This is a genomic window from Acidobacteriota bacterium, assembly GCA_020853395.1.
Lineage (GTDB): Bacteria > Acidobacteriota > Vicinamibacteria > Vicinamibacterales > SCN-69-37 > JADYYY01.
The window spans coordinates 182611-197264 of sequence record JADYYY010000005.1 but is presented as its reverse complement, the minus strand read 5'-3'; the positions used below and the strand labels follow the sequence as shown (position 1 = coordinate 197264).

Below are 14654 nucleotides of genomic sequence, written 5' to 3'. Positions count from 1 at the left end.
TCGATCGCCAGCGTTGCGGCCGATCGCCGGCCGATCACGCGCCGATAATGGTGGAGGCTGCGAATCGCGAGCCGCACGCGGCGCGAGCGGACATCCGCTTCGACGCGCGTCTGACGTAGGATCGAGTGCTGGCGCCGATATGCCTTTCGACTTGAACGACTTTCAAGGGGTGAACGCCGGGGTCGTGCTCGAGCTGTACGATCGCTACCGCGCCGATCCGGCATCGGTGGACGAGGCGACCCGCGCGCTCTTCCGGCACTGGACCCCGCCGGCCGACACCCCGCCGGCCGGCGCCCCCACCGTTCGGCCCGATCTCATCGATCTCATCGTGGGCGCCGCGAACCTGGCGCAGTCGATCCGGCTCTACGGCCACCTGGCGGCGCAGATCGATCCGCTGGGCGCGCGCAGGCTCGGCGATCCGGCGCTCCTGCCCGAGACGCACGGCGTCACCGTCGACGATCTGAAGGCGCTGCCGGCCACGCTCGTCAAGGGCCCCGTGACGGCCGGCGCGCGCACGATGTGGGACGTCATCGAGCGGCTGAGGCACATCTACTGCTCGACGACCGGCTACGACATCGCCCACATCTTCGTGCCGGAGGAGCGCGACTGGCTCAACGAGGCCATCGAGACCGGCCGCTACCGCGCGCCTCGGGATCCGATCGATCCGTCGGCGCTGCTCGATCGGCTCACCGACGTCGAGGCGTTCGAGCGGTTCCTCCACCGCACGTTCCCCGGCAAGACGCGCTTCTCGATCGAAGGCCTCGACATGCTCGTGCCGGTGCTCGACGAGCTGATCTGGGACGCGGCCGAGTCGGGCATCCGGCAGGCGTTCATCGCGATGGCGCACCGCGGCCGGCTCAACGTCATGGCGCACGTGCTCGGCAAGCCGTACGAGCAGATCCTCGCGGAGTTCAAGGATCCGGTCCGCGGCGGCCTCGACGACGACGAGGGCCTGCAGTGGAGCGGCGACGTGAAGTACCACCTCGGCGCGTCGCGGGCGGTGAACGGCGGCGAGGAAGTGAAGATGCTCGTGTCGATGCCGCCGAACCCCAGCCACCTCGAGGCGATCAACCCGGTGCTCGAGGGGATGGCGCGCGCCGCCGGCAGCGACGTGTCGAAGCGCGGCGCGCCGGTGTTCAATCCCGACGCCGTTCTGCCGATCCTGATCCACGGCGACGCCTCCTTCCCCGGCCAGGGCATCGTCGTCGAGACGCTGAACATGCACCGGCTGCCGGGCTACACGACCGGCGGCACGGTCCACATCATCGCGAACAACCAGATCGGGTTCACGACCAACCCGCAGGATGCGGCGAGCACGCTGTACGCGAGCGGGCCGGCGCGCGGGTTCAAGATCCCGATCTTTCACGTGAACGCCGACGATCCCGAAGCGTGCGTCGCCGTGGTGCGGCTGGCGTACGCCTACCGGATGAAGTTCCACCGCGACGTGCTGATCGACGTCGTGGGCTACCGGCGCTACGGCCACAACGAGGGCGACGAGCCGGCGTTCACGCAGCCGGTGATCTCGCGGAAGATCGCCGAGCATCCGACGGTGCGCGAGATGTGGGCGCGCACGCTCGAGACGCGCGGCCTGCTGTCGAAGGAGCAGGCGCAGTCGCTGCTGAACCTGCGGCTCGATCGGCTGCAGCGGATCTACGACGCGCTCGATCCCGAGAAGAGCCTCGTCGAGGAGCTGCCGGAGATCGCGGCGCCCGGCACGGCGGAGCACACGCGCACGGCCGTGCCGGCCGACCGGCTGGGCGCGCTCAACGCCAGCCTGCTCGTCGTGCCCGACGGGTTCGCGATCAACCGGAAGCTCGAGCGCGGGCGCGAGCGGCGCCGGCAGGCATTCGCGTCGCTGACCGAGCGCACCGTGGACTGGGCGATGGCCGAGGAGCTGGCGCTCGCGTCGATCCTCGAGGACGGCACGCCGGTTCGCTTCACCGGTGAGGACGTCGAGCGAGGCACGTTCAGCCACCGGCACGCCGTGTTCTACGACGCCAACACGGGCGCGCGGTACTCGCCGCTGCAGTCGATCCCGCAGGCGCGTGTGGCCTTCGAGATCCACAACAGCCCGCTCACCGAGAACGCGACCATCGGGTTCGAGTACGGCTACGACATCCAGGCGCCGGATCGGCTCGTGGTCTGGGAGGCGCAGTACGGCGACTTCATCAACGGCGCGCAGATGATGCTCGACGAGTTCGTGCTCTCCGCGCGCGCGAAGTGGGGGCAGGAGCCGGGGCTGGTCCTGCTGCTGCCGCACGGCTACGAGGGGCAGGGCCCCGACCACGCGAGCGCCCGCCCGGAGCGCTTCCTGCAGCTCGCCGCCGACACGAACGTGCGCGTCGTCAACTGCACGAGCGCGGCGCAGTACTTCCACGTGCTGCGACGGCAGGCGGCGCTGCTCGTGAAGGATCCGCTCCCGCTCGTCGTCCTCACGCCGAAGAGCCTGCTGCGTCACCCGTTCGTCGCCTCGGCGCCGGCCGATCTCGCGGAAGGGCAGTGGATGAAGGTGATCGACGACGAGGAGGCGCTGCGCCGGGCGGACGACGTGCGGCGGCTCGTCTTCGCCACCGGCAAGGTGTCGGTGGATCTGCTGACGAGCGCGCACCGGCACGCGTCGCCGGCCGTCGCGATCACGCGGGTGGAGCAGCTCTATCCGCTGCCGATCAACGAGATGCTGCAGAGCCTGGAGTCGTATCCCCGGCTCGAAGAGGTGCTCTGGGTCCAGGAGGAGCCGGAGAACATGGGCGCGTGGGAGTTCGTGCGTCCGCTGATCGAGGATCTCGTCGGACCGCGCCGGCTGGCGGTGCTGGCGCGGCCGCGGAGCTCGAGCCCGGCGGAAGGGTCGGCCGCGCGGCACGCGCGCAACCAGGAGCAACTGCTCGCGCGCGCGTTCGAGCTGCGCTCGGATGCCGGTGCCGGCATCGGTGCCGAGAACCGCCAGGTCTGAGACTGTCTATGACCGTGAACATCGTGGTGCCCGAGATGGGCGAGTCCGTCGTCGACGCGCGCGTCGCGCGGTGGCTGAAGAAGGAAGGCGAGGCCGTGACGGTGGGCGAGCCGCTCGTCGAGCTCGAGACCGACAAGGTCGACGTCGAGGTCAACGCGCCGCGCAACGGCGTGCTCGAGACGATCGCGCAGGCCGAGGGCGCGGACGTGAAGATCGGCGACGTGCTCGGCACGGTCGCCGAGGGCGCGGCGGCCGCGGCCCCCGCCGCTGCGGCATCTGCCCCTGTAGCGCCGGCGGCGTCGGAGCGCGGCGCCGGCGCGAGCGCGGGTGGGACGAGCGCGGGTGGCGCGAGCGCGGCGCCGGTGGCCGCGACGCCGTCCGCGCGCCGGGCGGCGCGCGCGCAGGACGTGCCGATCGGCGAGGTGAAAGCCGAGGGGCCGCGCGTCACCAAGGCGGACGTCGAGCGCGCGGCCGCCGTGACGCCGCTGTCGCGCCCGTTCGCGGCGCTGTCGGATGCGGTCAAGCACGCCGCGGCGCCGGCGCCGGCACCAGCTCCTCCTGCGCAGGGCGCGCCGACCGCCGTCGCGCCGATCGCCCCGGCCGTCGCGGGCGAACGGCGCGAGGAGCGCGTGCGCATGTCGAAGCGGCGCGCGACGATCGCGAAGCGCCTCGTCGAGGCGCAGCACACCGCCGCGATGCTGACGACCTTCAACGAGGTCGACATGAGCGCCGTGATGGCGCTGCGCGAGCGGCACAAGGAATCGTTCAAGACGAAGCACGGGTTCGCGCTCGGCATCGTCTCGTTCTTCGTCAAGGCGTCCATCGCCGCGCTCCGCGAGTTCCCGCGGCTGAACGCGGAGATCCGGGGCGACGAGATGGTGCTCAAGCACTACTACGACGTCGGCGTCGCCGTCGGGGCGGCCGAAGGGCTGGTCGTGCCGGTGCTGCGCGACGCCGACCGCCTGTCGTTCGCCGCCGTGGAAGGGAAGATCCGCGAGTTCGCGAAGAAGGCGGGCGACGGCACGCTCACGCTCGACGACCTGCGCGGCGGCACCTTCAGCATCACGAACGGCGGCGTGTTCGGGTCGCTGATGAGCACGCCGATCCTCAATCCACCGCAGGTCGGCATCCTCGGCCTGCACGCGATCAAGGATCGGCCCGCCGCCGTGAACGGCCAGATCGCGATCAGGCCGATGATGTATCTCGCCCTCACCTACGACCATCGCATCGTGGACGGCAGCGAAGCGGTGCGGTTCCTCGTTCGCGTCAAGGACCTCATCGAAGATCCCGCCGCGCTCGTCATCGAGGGATAGCGTGCGCCTGGCGCGATGGCCCGCATGGAGCACGGCGGCGCTCGCGGCAGGCGCCGTCGCCGCCTGCGTCAGCCAGCTTCCGGACCAGGATCTCCGGATCCGGACGACGGCACCGTCGGCGAAGCTCTCGGCGGATCTCTTGTGGAAGGAATTCCAGGACAACGCTGGAGCCGCGCGCAGTGCGTACTTCGGCAAGGCCGTCGAGGTCACCGGCACCGTCACGAAGATCGGCGACGACGTGCCCGGCCAGCGGTACGTCGTGTTCGGCCAGAGCGGCGGAGACCGCGGCGTGAGGGCGAACCTGCTCGACGAGACCGCCGGCGCGATCCTGACGAGCCTGCCCGAACACCGCCGGCTGACGCTTCGCTGCTATTGCGAAGGTCTCGAGGGTGACGTCGTCTTGAAGAGCTGTGTCAAACCCTGAAGCATCGGGGCATCGGACATCGGACATCGGACATCGGGATATCGGGATATCGGATATCGCATCGGATCGTCGAGGCATCGGCGAGCGTGCGATCGCTGCCCGATAATCCGATCCGAGGCCTCCCGATGTGCCGACGCCTCGATGAACCGATGATCCGATCCGACGTCCCGATGCGCCGACGCCTCGATGATCCGATGATCCGATCCGATGTCCCGATGCCCCGACGCCCCGATGAACCGGTGATCCGATCCGATGTCCCGATGCGCCGATGATCCGAAAATCCGATAATCCGATGATATGGCTGTCCACTCCACGATGATCGACCTCGGCACGAAGGCGCCGGCGTTCGCGCTGCCGGACGTCGTGACCGGCGAGACCGTCTCGCTCGACACGTTTGCCGACGCGAAGGCGCTGCTCGTCATGTTCATCTGCCGGCACTGCCCCTTCGTGAAGCACGTGCAGGACGAGCTGGCGCGTCTCGGGCGCGACTACCAGCCGCGCGGCCTCGGCATCGTCGCGATCAGCGCCAACGACGCCGAGACGCACCCGGGCGACCGCCCCGAGAGCCTCGCCGAGATGGCGAGCGCAGTCGGGTTCACGTTTCCACTGTGCTACGACGAACGCCAGGACGTGGCGCGCGCGTACTCGGCGGCCTGCACGCCTGACTTCTTCCTGTTCGACGTGGATCGCCGGCTGGTGTACCGCGGTCAGCTCGACGACAGCCGGCCGGGCAGCGGCAAGCCGGTGACCGGCCGCGACCTGCGGGCGGCGATCGACGCCGTGCTCACCGGTCGCCCCGTGCCCGCCGATCAGCGGCCGAGCGTCGGCTGCGGGATCAAGTGGAAGGCGGCGCGCTGACGATGCCCGCCGATCGATGAGCCGATGTCCATCACGCGACTGAATCACTTCGAAGCCAAGCCGGGCCGCGGTGGAGACTTGCGCCGGTTTCTCGAGCAGGTGATCGACGTGATCCGGCTGGCCGACGGCTGCCGATCGTGCGAGCTGCTCGAGTCGACCGACGTGCCGGAGAAGCTGGCGATCGTCGAAGTCTGGGACAACGTCGCCTCGCATCGCGCCGCCGCGAACCGCATCACGCCGGCACAGCTTCAGGAGGCGATGGCGCTGATGGCCGGTCCGCCATCCGGCGCCTACTACGTCGTCGTGAAGAGCTGAAGGATGCCCCGATGCCATGACCCGATAGCCCGATGCCCCGATGTCCCGATGCGATGACCCGATATCCCGATGCCCCGATGATCCGATGTCTCTGACCGCCACGGTTCACCAGTTCGACATCGACCTCGCTGACCACGACCGCGGTGTGTACGAGACGTTGAACCTGCGCGTGGCGCGCCATCCGTCGGAGTCGGAGGACTTTCTCGTCGCGCGCGTGCTCGCCTTCGCGCTCGAGTACGAGGAAGGCATCGAGTTCTCGAAAGGCGGCATCTCGAGCCCCGAGGAGCCGGCAATCGCCGTGCGCGATCTGACCGGCGCCTGCCGCCGCTGGATCGAGATCGGCACGCCCGAGCCGGAGCGGCTGCACCGGGCGGCGAAGGCCGCGTCGAGCGTCGCCGTGTACGTGCATCGCGATCCCGCGAAATGGCTCGATCGTGTCGCGGGCGAGCGGATCCATCGCGTCGAGGCGATGCGCCTGTGGGCCCTCGACCGCCCGCTGATCGCCGGGCTCGCCGCGCGTCTCGATCGGCGCGTCCAGTTCGCCCTGGCGATCTCGGACCGCGAGCTGATCGTCTCGTTGCGCGACGACACGCTCTGCGGCGCGGTGAGGCCGTTGTCGCTCAGCCGATCGTAGGACGGCCGTGGACTGTCGCTCGTCCAGCCCGTGCCGGCGCGCGATGGTCACGTGCTCGTCGAGCCGCCATCTCACCTTGAGATCGGCGGTGGGCGACGCTACCATCTGACGCCCACAGAGTGCGTTTCGAGACTCCCGCGGCGGGAAGGGCGCCGGATGGGGCCGTCCCGCGTGGCGCGCAGGCGACGCCCGTGATCATGCGCGTCGTGCAACGCACCACGTGCGGCTGTCCGGCGACAGGATCCGCGCGTGCCGAGTTTCGAAACACACTCACAGGGACGTCGGTGCGATCTGCGACCCGAGTACGCCATCGATCGTGAGGGTGCATGAGAACAGCAGTGATCGCGGCATTGGTGCTGTCCGCCGCCGGCGCCGCGCGCCAGCCGGCGCCGAGCGTTCTGTTCTTCGACGACTTCGCCGGCAGCGCGCTCGATCGGTCGAAGTGGAACGTCATCGTCAGCGGCCGGACGGTCAACAACGAGCAGCAGGCCTACGTGGACTCGCCGGAGACGGTCAATCTCGTCCGGGACGCGTCGGCCGAGGGCGCCGAGAACGGCGCGCTCGAGATTCGGCCTCGCTATCGCGCGGGGTTCGAGACGGCCGACGGCCGCTCGTTCGACTTCACGTCGGGCCGTCTCGAGTCGCGGGGCAAGTTCGATTTCACGTACGGCACCGCCGCGGCACGCATCAAGATGACGGCCGGCGCGGGCCTGTGGCCGGCGTTCTGGCTGCTCGGCAACGACGGGTGGCCGGCGACCGGCGAGATCGACGTCATGGAGAACGTCGGCGACCCGCTGTGGACGAGTGTCGCGCTCCACGGCGCCGGCTACTCGGGCAACACGCCGCTCGTCGCCCGCCACGAGTTCGCGGCCGGGAGCGACATCACGAGCTGGCACGTGTACTCCGTGGACTGGTCACCCGATCTCATCGTCTTCAAGGTGGACGACGTCGAGGTCTACCGTGCGACGAAGGCGACGGTCGAGCGCCATGGCGCGTGGGCGTACGACACGCTGAAGTTCGTCATCCTCAACTTCGCGCTGGGTGGCGCCTACCCGCAGGGGGTGAACAAGGTGAATGCGCCGTACCCGGGGCTGAGCGCGGAGACCGTCGATCTGATCAAGGCCGATCGCGCGAGGTTCCTCGTGGACTGGGTGCGCGTCACGCGCCGCTGAGGCCCGCGCACCCGATGTTCACGCTCGATCGGATCGTGCCGTGGGGCCGGTCCTTCGACGAGTACCGGCGGATGTTCGCGCTGACCGGCGCCGATCTGCGTTCGACGATGATCGGCTGCGGCGACGGCCCGGCGAGCTTCAACGCCGAGGCGACCCGTCGCGGGTCACGGGTCGTGTCGTGCGATCCGATCTACCAGTACGACGCCGGGCAAATCAGGGCACGCATCGACACGACGTACGGCCGGATTCTGGACGAGACCCGGCGCAACGCGGACGAGTTCGTGTGGGATGACATCCGGTCTCCCGAGGAGCTCGGCCGGGTTCGGCTGGCGGCCATGAACGAGTTCCTTGCGGACTTCGGCGGCGCCGGCAGGGCCGCAGGCCGGTACGTCGCGGCGGCGCTGCCGCATCTGCCGTTCGCCGATGCCTCGTTCGACCTCGTGCTCTCGTCGCACCTGCTGTTTCTCTACACCGAGCAGCTCGGCGCGGCCTTCCACGACGCGGCGATCCGCGAGATGTGCCGGGTGGCGGCCGAGTGCCGCGTCTTCCCGCTGCTGGCGCTGGGCGGCCGCCCGTCGCCGTTCGTCGATCCGGCGGTCCGCGCGCTGACCGCCGCCGGCCTGGCGGTTTCGATGGAGGACGTACCGTACGAGTTCCAGCGCGGCGGGAACAAGATGATGCGCATCCGCAGGTGACCCGTCGTGCGTTCCGGCATCGATGGCCGAACCGCTGCGCTCACGCTCGTCGTGCTCGTCGCTTTCGCGTCGAACTCGCTGCTCACGCGCGGCGCGCTCGGCGCGCACGAGATCGACGCCGCGGCCTTCACCGCGGTTCGACTGATCGCGGGCGCCGCCGCGCTCGCGTTGATCGCACGCGTCCAGAGCGGGACGTGGGCGCCGTTGCGCGGTGCCGAAGTCGTCGGGCCGGCCGCGCTCTTCGCCTACGCCGTGCCGTTCTCGTTCGCCTATCTCCGCATCGGCGCCGCGGTGGGCGCGCTCGTCCTGTTCGGCGCCGTGCAGCTCACGATGATCGGCTACGGCCTCGCGCGCGGTGAACGGCCGGCCGTGCCGGCCTGGATCGGCGTCGTGCTCGCCGTGGGCGGCCTGGGGATGCTGACGTTGTCGCCGGCTACGCGTCCGGATCCGACAGGACTGCTGCTGATGGCGATGGCGGGCGCCGCATGGGGCGTCTACTCGCTGGCCGGCAGAGGCCAGCTCGATCCGATCGCCTCGAACGCACGCAGCTTCTTCTGGAGCGGCCTGGCGGCGCTCCCGCTGGCGCTTGCGCCGGCGTCGAGATCCACGGCGACCGCTCGAGGTTTCGGCCTGGCCCTGATCTCGGGCGCGCTCACCTCGGGCGTCGGCTACGCGCTCTGGTATCGCGTGTTGCCGCGGCTCTCCGTGACGCAGGCCTCCGTCGCGCAGTTGAGCGTGCCGATCATCGCCGCGCTCGGTGCGGTCGTGTTGCTCGGCGAAGCCATCACACCGCGCCTGGTGATCTCCGGCGTCGCCGTGCTCGCCGGCGTCGGGCTCGTGCTCTCCGCTCGGACGCGCCGCACGGCCTAGCGGCCCCAGCACGCTCGGTCACTGCCGCCTGCCGGTCGGCGCATCTCGGCTCTCGGCGTTCTGCGTCGCTCACATGCGGCCGGCATTCCGTCTCGCGCCTGCGATTCGGGCGCCGCGCGTCGGCGAGCGGTACTGGCCGAGCGTGGACGGAGCACCAGGCTGTACTATCGTTGTCTCGTGGCATCGACGTACTCCGCCAAAGACATCACCGTTCTCGAAGGGCTCGAGCCCGTCCGGCGCCGGCCGGGCATGTACATCGGCGGCGTCGGCGCCACCGGCCTCCATCATCTCGTCTGGGAGATCCTCGACAACGCCGTCGACGAGGCGATGAACGGCTACGCCTCGAACATCGCCGTGCTCCTGCACGAGGACGGCACGTCGATCACGATTCAAGACGATGGGCGCGGGATTCCGGTGGATCGGCATCCGCAAACGAAGACGAGCGCGCTCGAGGTGATCTTCACGACGCTCCACGCCGGCGGCAAGTTCGAGGGCCAGAACTACAAGACGGCCGGCGGGCTGCACGGCGTCGGCGCGTCGGTGGTCAACGCGCTGTCGCGCGAGCTCGTCGCGACCGTTCGGCGCGACGGCGCCACGTGGGAGCAGCGTTACAAGCAGGGTGTGCCGGCTGGCGGCGTGAAGAAGGTCGGCGCCGCGCGCGGTACCGGCACCACCGTCTTCTTCCGGCCCGACCCGACGATCTTTCCGAAGACGCACTTCGACGCCGCCACCATCCGCGAACGCCTCGAGATCGCGAGCTACCTGCACAAAGGGCTGCGGATCACCTTCGAGAACGAAGCGGCCGAGCCCGGGCAGCCGCCGCGCGAGGTCTTCCAGCACGACGAGGGGCTGGCCGACTACCTGAAGAAGATCCTGGCCGAACGCAAGGCCGCACCGGTCCACGATCAGCCGTTCGCGGTCGCGCGCGAGCACGACGAGACCGGCGTGAAGCTCGATCTGGTCGCGCAATGGACCGAGTCCACCGACGAGCACCTGCGCAGCTACGTCAACGGCATCCCCACCGCGTCGGGTGGGACGCACGAGAACGGATTGCGCGCGGGCATCGGGAAGGCGGTCCGCAACTTCATCGACACGCACGGTCTCTCGCCCAAAGGCGTGACGCTCACGGCCGACGACATCCGCGAGGGCATGGTCGGCGTGCTCAGCATCTTCATCGAGGAGCCGCAGTTCCAGGGGCAGACGAAGGATCGGCTCAACAACCCCGAGGTGACGACGGTCGTCGACTCGATGGTCCGCCCGGGGCTCGAGCACTGGCTCAACCACAACATCTCGGTCGCGCAGGCCATCGTCGCGCGCATCATCCTGGCGGCTCGCGCGCGCGAAGCCAGCCGCGCGGCGCAGGCCGAGGTCACGCGCAAGAGCGCGACGTCGTCGCGCCTGACGCTGCCCGGCAAGCTCAGCGACTGCACCTCGTCCGGCCGCGACGACAGCGAGCTGTTCATCGTCGAGGGCGACTCGGCGGGCGGATCGGCGAAGCAGGGGCGCGATCGCACGAAGCAGGCGGTGCTGCCGCTGCGCGGCAAGGTGCTGAACGCCGAGAGCGCGTCGCTCGCGAAGGTCCTCGAGAACAAGGAGCTGGCCGATCTCGTGACCGCGATGGGGTGCGGCATCGGCAAGAGCTTCGACATGTCGAAGGTGCGCTACGGCCGCATCATCATCCTCGCGGACGCGGATTCCGACGGCCACCACATCGCGACGCTGCTCCTGACGTTCATCTACCGCCACATGCCGGCGCTGCTCGCCGCCGGCAAGGTGTTCCTCGCCCAGCCGCCGCTGTACCGGATCGACGTCGGCAAGGAGACGTTCTGGGCGCTCGACGAGAAACACAAGGACGCGATCCTCGCGCGGGCGTCCGGCCGCGCGAAGCCCGAGATCACCCGGTTCAAGGGGCTCGGCGAGATGATGCCCAAGGTGCTGTGGGAGACGACGCTGAACCCGCGCACGCGGCGGCTGCTGCGCGTGGAGGTCGTGGATCAGATCGCGACGGATCGGATCATCAACGAGCTGATGGGCAAGGATCCGTCCGCGCGCTTCCGGTTCATCATGGAACGCGCCGAGGAAGCCGAAGCGCTGGACGTGTAGGGCACGTCGGACGCGCACGCCCGAGACGTGTCGAGAGCCCCGACGGCCTGATTCTACGGGGCCAATCGACGTCGTCGAGAACGTTGCGAGGCCAGGAGATGGAGCGGGCGGTGCGAGGCCCGCACAGCCCGGGCAGAGCGGAAGTCCGGCACCAGAGGCTGCCAGGCTGGCGGCGTCCGCGAACGAAGATCCAGAGCGTGTTTCAGAACTCGGCGCGCGCGGGGTGTCGCCGGACAGCCCCACGTGGTGCGCGGCACGACGCGCGTGATCACGGGCGTCGCCTGCGCGCCACGCGGCGCGACCCCGGTCCGGCGCCACCCCGCCGCGGGAGTTCTGAAACGCGCCCTCAGAAGCCGGCGACGAGAACGAGCGTGGCGAGCGTGCTGACGCCGACGATCGACCACCCGAGCGCCTTCAGCCGGGATGGCGGCGGCCGGCGGAACGTGATCGCGAGGGCGAAGACGATCGCAGGCGTCACGGCGCCGAGCATGATCGACGCGGGCCGGTGCGTGCTGCTGGTCCACCAGAGCCCCGCCACGGCCGCGGCAGAGACCCACCAGATGGCGATGCACGTGGCGCGGACGGCATCCGGGTTCCCGCCGCCGCGCACCCCGAGGATCACCGTGCGGACCGCGAGCACTGCGGCGGTGAAGACCACCGAGAAGACCAGGCCGATCGCAACCGCCGTCGAGACGGCCGCCCCGGCGCCGAGCGCGGCCGGGATGGCGGCGAGCGAGAACGTGATCGCCACCGCGAGCTCGCCGGCGGCGCTCTTCTCGCGATTGACCGCGACGAGCAGCGCCACGACGAGCGCGGGAATCGCCGGGACGGCAAATGCCCAGCGCGCGGCCGCCGGCGCGGTGAGCACGGCCGCGGCGGCCGCCGCGAGCGCGACCGCGCCGGTGATCGCCGCGGCGACCGCCGCCTGTGGGCCCCGCTCGCGCCGCGCGCGCGCGCCGCGATGACCGAGCAGCACGAGCGCCGGCTCGTGCGCCACGAAGGCCATCGCCACCGCCAGCATCCAGGCGAGCGTCGCCACGCTCGCGCCGCTGACGAGGAGCGCCGTGACGAGCGGGAACGCCATCTGGCCGTAGGCGCCGTGCTCCTTCGGCAGGAACGTCATGACTCTGACAAGCCTACACGGCCCACGGCCGGCCTGTATGACGGTCATCATGCCGCGGCCGCGACGCGGCCGCGCGCCCGCCGCGCGGGGCGCGTGCTCGACTACAGTGTGCGGGCGTGACGGATCGATCGCCGTTCCCGGACGTGCTCGCGCGACTCCCGCGGGCCGGCGCCGCGCTGTTGCGGCGGCTCGCTGAAGACGTGCACGTCGGGCTGGCGCGTGCGTGGCCGCATACCGCTGATGTCGCCGGCGTTCCGGCGGCTGCCGGCGCGAGCGATGCCGCGTTGGACCGCATGCGGCGGGAGGCGGATGCGGCGCTGCGCGATCTCGTGCTGCCGTTCTGGGCGGCGCACGGATGTGACGAGGCGCATGGCGGCTTCGTGCTGGCCGTCGACGCGGACGGCCGGACGACAGGCGCGATCGACAAGCACCTCGTGCCGCAGGCGCGTATGGTCTGGACGTTTGCCGCTGCGCACCGGCACGGCATCGACCGCGACGGCCGATACGCGGACCTCGCGCGGCGCGGCGCCCGCTTCCTCGTCGATCGGATGTGGGACGCGCGGCACGGCGGGTTCGTCACGGCGGTCGCGCGCGACGGCGCCGCGCTCCATCCCGACAAGCGGACGTACGGCCAGGCGTTCGCGATCTACGCGCTCGCGGAACTGGCGCTGGCCACGGGCGACGCGTGGGCGCGCGGGTGGGCCGAGCGCGCGGTCGACGTGCTCGTCGAGCGCGCCGAGGACGGCGCGCTCGGCTTCTTCGAGCGGTTCGATCGCGAGTGGCGGCCGATCGCGGGGCCCGCCGGTCAGGGGAAGACCGTCAACGTGCACCTGCACCTCGTGGAGGCGCTGACGCCGCTCGTTGCGCTGACGCGCAGCCCGGCGCACGCGGCGCGGCTGCGCGCCCTCGTCGCGCTCGTGCTCGAACGTGGCGTCGACGCGCGGTGGCGTTGCACGATCGACGACCTCCTGACGCGCGATTGGACGTGGCGTCCCGGTTGGCGCCGTCCCGTCGTCGTGAGCTACGGGCACGCCGCCGAGCTGGCGTGGCTCGCGAGGCTGGCGATCGACGTGCTGGGCGATCCGGCAGAAGACATCCGCGGCATCGTGCTCGGTCTCGTCGATCACGCGCTCCGCTACGGCTTCGACCCCGTCGGCGGCGGCATCGCGACGTTCGGTCCGCCGATCGGTGCCGCGCGCCGCGCGTGGTACCTGCCGCGATCGTCTCGCGCGAAGCGCTGGTGGGAGCAGGCCGAGATGCTCGTCGCCCTGCTGATGGCCGACGAGTGGACGGGCGACCCGCGCTATCGGGTGCCGCTCCTCCGGCAGTTCGCCTGGGTGCGGCCAGCCGGGCCGCGGTTCGATCCGCGCACGTGGGGCAGCCATGACTGGGGTGATCCGTACCACGGCGTTCGCGCGCTCATCGAGGTGTCGCGGCGGCTCGCCCCGGCTATGCTGTCTGCGTGACGACGGACGAGCTGCGCGAGGAGGTCGCGAAGATCCGCTGGTGGCATTCGATCGATCTCGGCAACGGGATCGTCACGCCCGGACGCACGAACCTGCCCGACAAGGTCGACTACATCGGCCTGCCCGCGGATCTCACCGGCCGCACGGTGCTCGACATCGGCGCCTGGGACGGCCTGCTGTCGTTCGAAGCCGAGCGCCGCGGCGCCCGCCGGGTGATGGCCGTGGACTCGTTCTGCTGGAACGGCCCCGGCTGGGGGACGAAAGCCGGGTTCGAGTTGGCGCGGCGCGCGCTCGGCTCGCGCGTGGAGGATCGCGAGATGGACGTCGTCGATCTCTCACGAGAGACGGTGGGCGTGTTCGACCTCGTGCTCTTCCTCGGCGTGCTCTACCACGTCGTCGATCCGCTCCGCGCGCTGCAGAGCATCTACAGCGTGACCGGCGAGCAGCTCATCCTCGAGACGCACACCGATCTCGCCGACTGTCCGTATCCGGCGATGCGCTTCTACCCGAACGGTGAGCTCTCTGGCGATCGGACGAGCTTCTGGGGCCCGAACGCGGCCGCCGTGGAGGCGATGCTCCGCTGGGTCGGGTTCCGTCGCGTCGAGCGCGTGGCCGTCCGCCAGGTCGCCCCACGGCCGCTGATCGGCCGCCAGCTCCTCAATCCACGCCGCTGGCTCCACCGCCTCCGGCGGATCGAGCCGACGATGGTGGTCTTCCATGCGTGGCGGTAG

13 protein-coding genes are annotated in these 14654 nt (G+C 70.5%); 12 read left to right on the top strand and 1 reads right to left on the bottom strand.

From position 1 onward, the window contains the following. Positions 1-139 precede the first annotated feature (139 nt). The 10 genes from IT184_05090 (at position 140) to IT184_05045 (ending at position 11334) form a co-directional block, all read left to right on the top strand. Positions 140-2950: a 2-oxoglutarate dehydrogenase E1 component gene (locus IT184_05090; GenBank protein MCC7008170.1), complete on the top strand. Its 2811-nt coding sequence runs from the start codon at positions 140-142 to the stop codon at positions 2948-2950. A gap of 8 nt (positions 2951-2958) precedes the next feature. Then, on the top strand, positions 2959-4263 hold the full coding sequence (gene odhB / locus IT184_05085) for a 2-oxoglutarate dehydrogenase complex dihydrolipoyllysine-residue succinyltransferase (GenBank protein MCC7008169.1): 1305 nt from the start codon (positions 2959-2961) through the stop codon (positions 4261-4263). Position 4264: 1 nt separating this feature from the next. Next, the gene (locus IT184_05080; GenBank protein ID MCC7008168.1) at positions 4265-4687 is read left to right on the top strand and encodes a hypothetical protein; all 423 of its coding nucleotides are present in this window, start codon (positions 4265-4267) and stop codon (positions 4685-4687) included. Positions 4688-4984: 297 nt separating this feature from the next. Continuing rightward, positions 4985-5545: a thioredoxin family protein gene (locus tag IT184_05075; protein MCC7008167.1), complete on the top strand. Its 561-nt coding sequence runs from the start codon at positions 4985-4987 to the stop codon at positions 5543-5545. 24 nt (positions 5546-5569) lie between these two features. Continuing rightward, positions 5570-5860: an antibiotic biosynthesis monooxygenase gene (locus IT184_05070; protein MCC7008166.1), complete on the top strand. Its 291-nt coding sequence runs from the start codon at positions 5570-5572 to the stop codon at positions 5858-5860. Positions 5861-5945: 85 nt separating this feature from the next. Next, positions 5946-6494, top strand: coding sequence for a YaeQ family protein (locus IT184_05065; GenBank protein ID MCC7008165.1), 549 nt, complete (start codon positions 5946-5948; stop codon positions 6492-6494). A gap of 326 nt (positions 6495-6820) precedes the next feature. Continuing rightward, positions 6821-7666, top strand: coding sequence for a glycoside hydrolase family 16 protein (locus IT184_05060; protein ID MCC7008164.1), 846 nt, complete (start codon positions 6821-6823; stop codon positions 7664-7666). 14 nt (positions 7667-7680) lie between these two features. Continuing rightward, positions 7681-8361, top strand: a complete 681-nt coding sequence (locus tag IT184_05055) for a methyltransferase domain-containing protein (protein MCC7008163.1) — start codon at positions 7681-7683, stop codon at positions 8359-8361. Between the two features lie 6 nt (positions 8362-8367). Beyond that, entirely contained in the window at positions 8368-9231 is an 864-nt protein-coding gene (locus IT184_05050) for a DMT family transporter (GenBank protein MCC7008162.1), read from the top strand. 177 nt (positions 9232-9408) lie between these two features. Continuing rightward, positions 9409-11334 carry a type IIA DNA topoisomerase subunit B gene (locus IT184_05045; GenBank protein MCC7008161.1) on the top strand — a complete coding sequence of 642 codons (1926 nt, stop codon included), beginning with the start codon at positions 9409-9411 and terminating at the stop codon, positions 11332-11334. Between the two features lie 346 nt (positions 11335-11680). Here the strand turns inward: IT184_05045 and IT184_05040 are convergent, their stop codons facing one another. Further along, positions 11681-12457: a YwiC-like family protein gene (locus IT184_05040; protein MCC7008160.1), complete on the bottom strand. Its 777-nt coding sequence runs from the start codon at positions 12455-12457 to the stop codon at positions 11681-11683. 116 nt (positions 12458-12573) lie between these two features. Here IT184_05040 and IT184_05035 point away from each other — a divergent pair, with 116 nt between their 5' ends. Together IT184_05035 and IT184_05030 are read left to right on the top strand one after the other, a co-directional pair. Next, positions 12574-13923 (top strand): AGE family epimerase/isomerase, encoded by a 1350-nt coding sequence (locus tag IT184_05035; GenBank protein MCC7008159.1) that lies wholly within the window; start codon positions 12574-12576, stop codon positions 13921-13923. Then, entirely contained in the window at positions 13920-14654 is a 735-nt protein-coding gene (locus IT184_05030) for a DUF1698 domain-containing protein (protein MCC7008158.1), read from the top strand. Before IT184_05035 ends, IT184_05030 begins: the two co-directional genes overlap by 4 nt.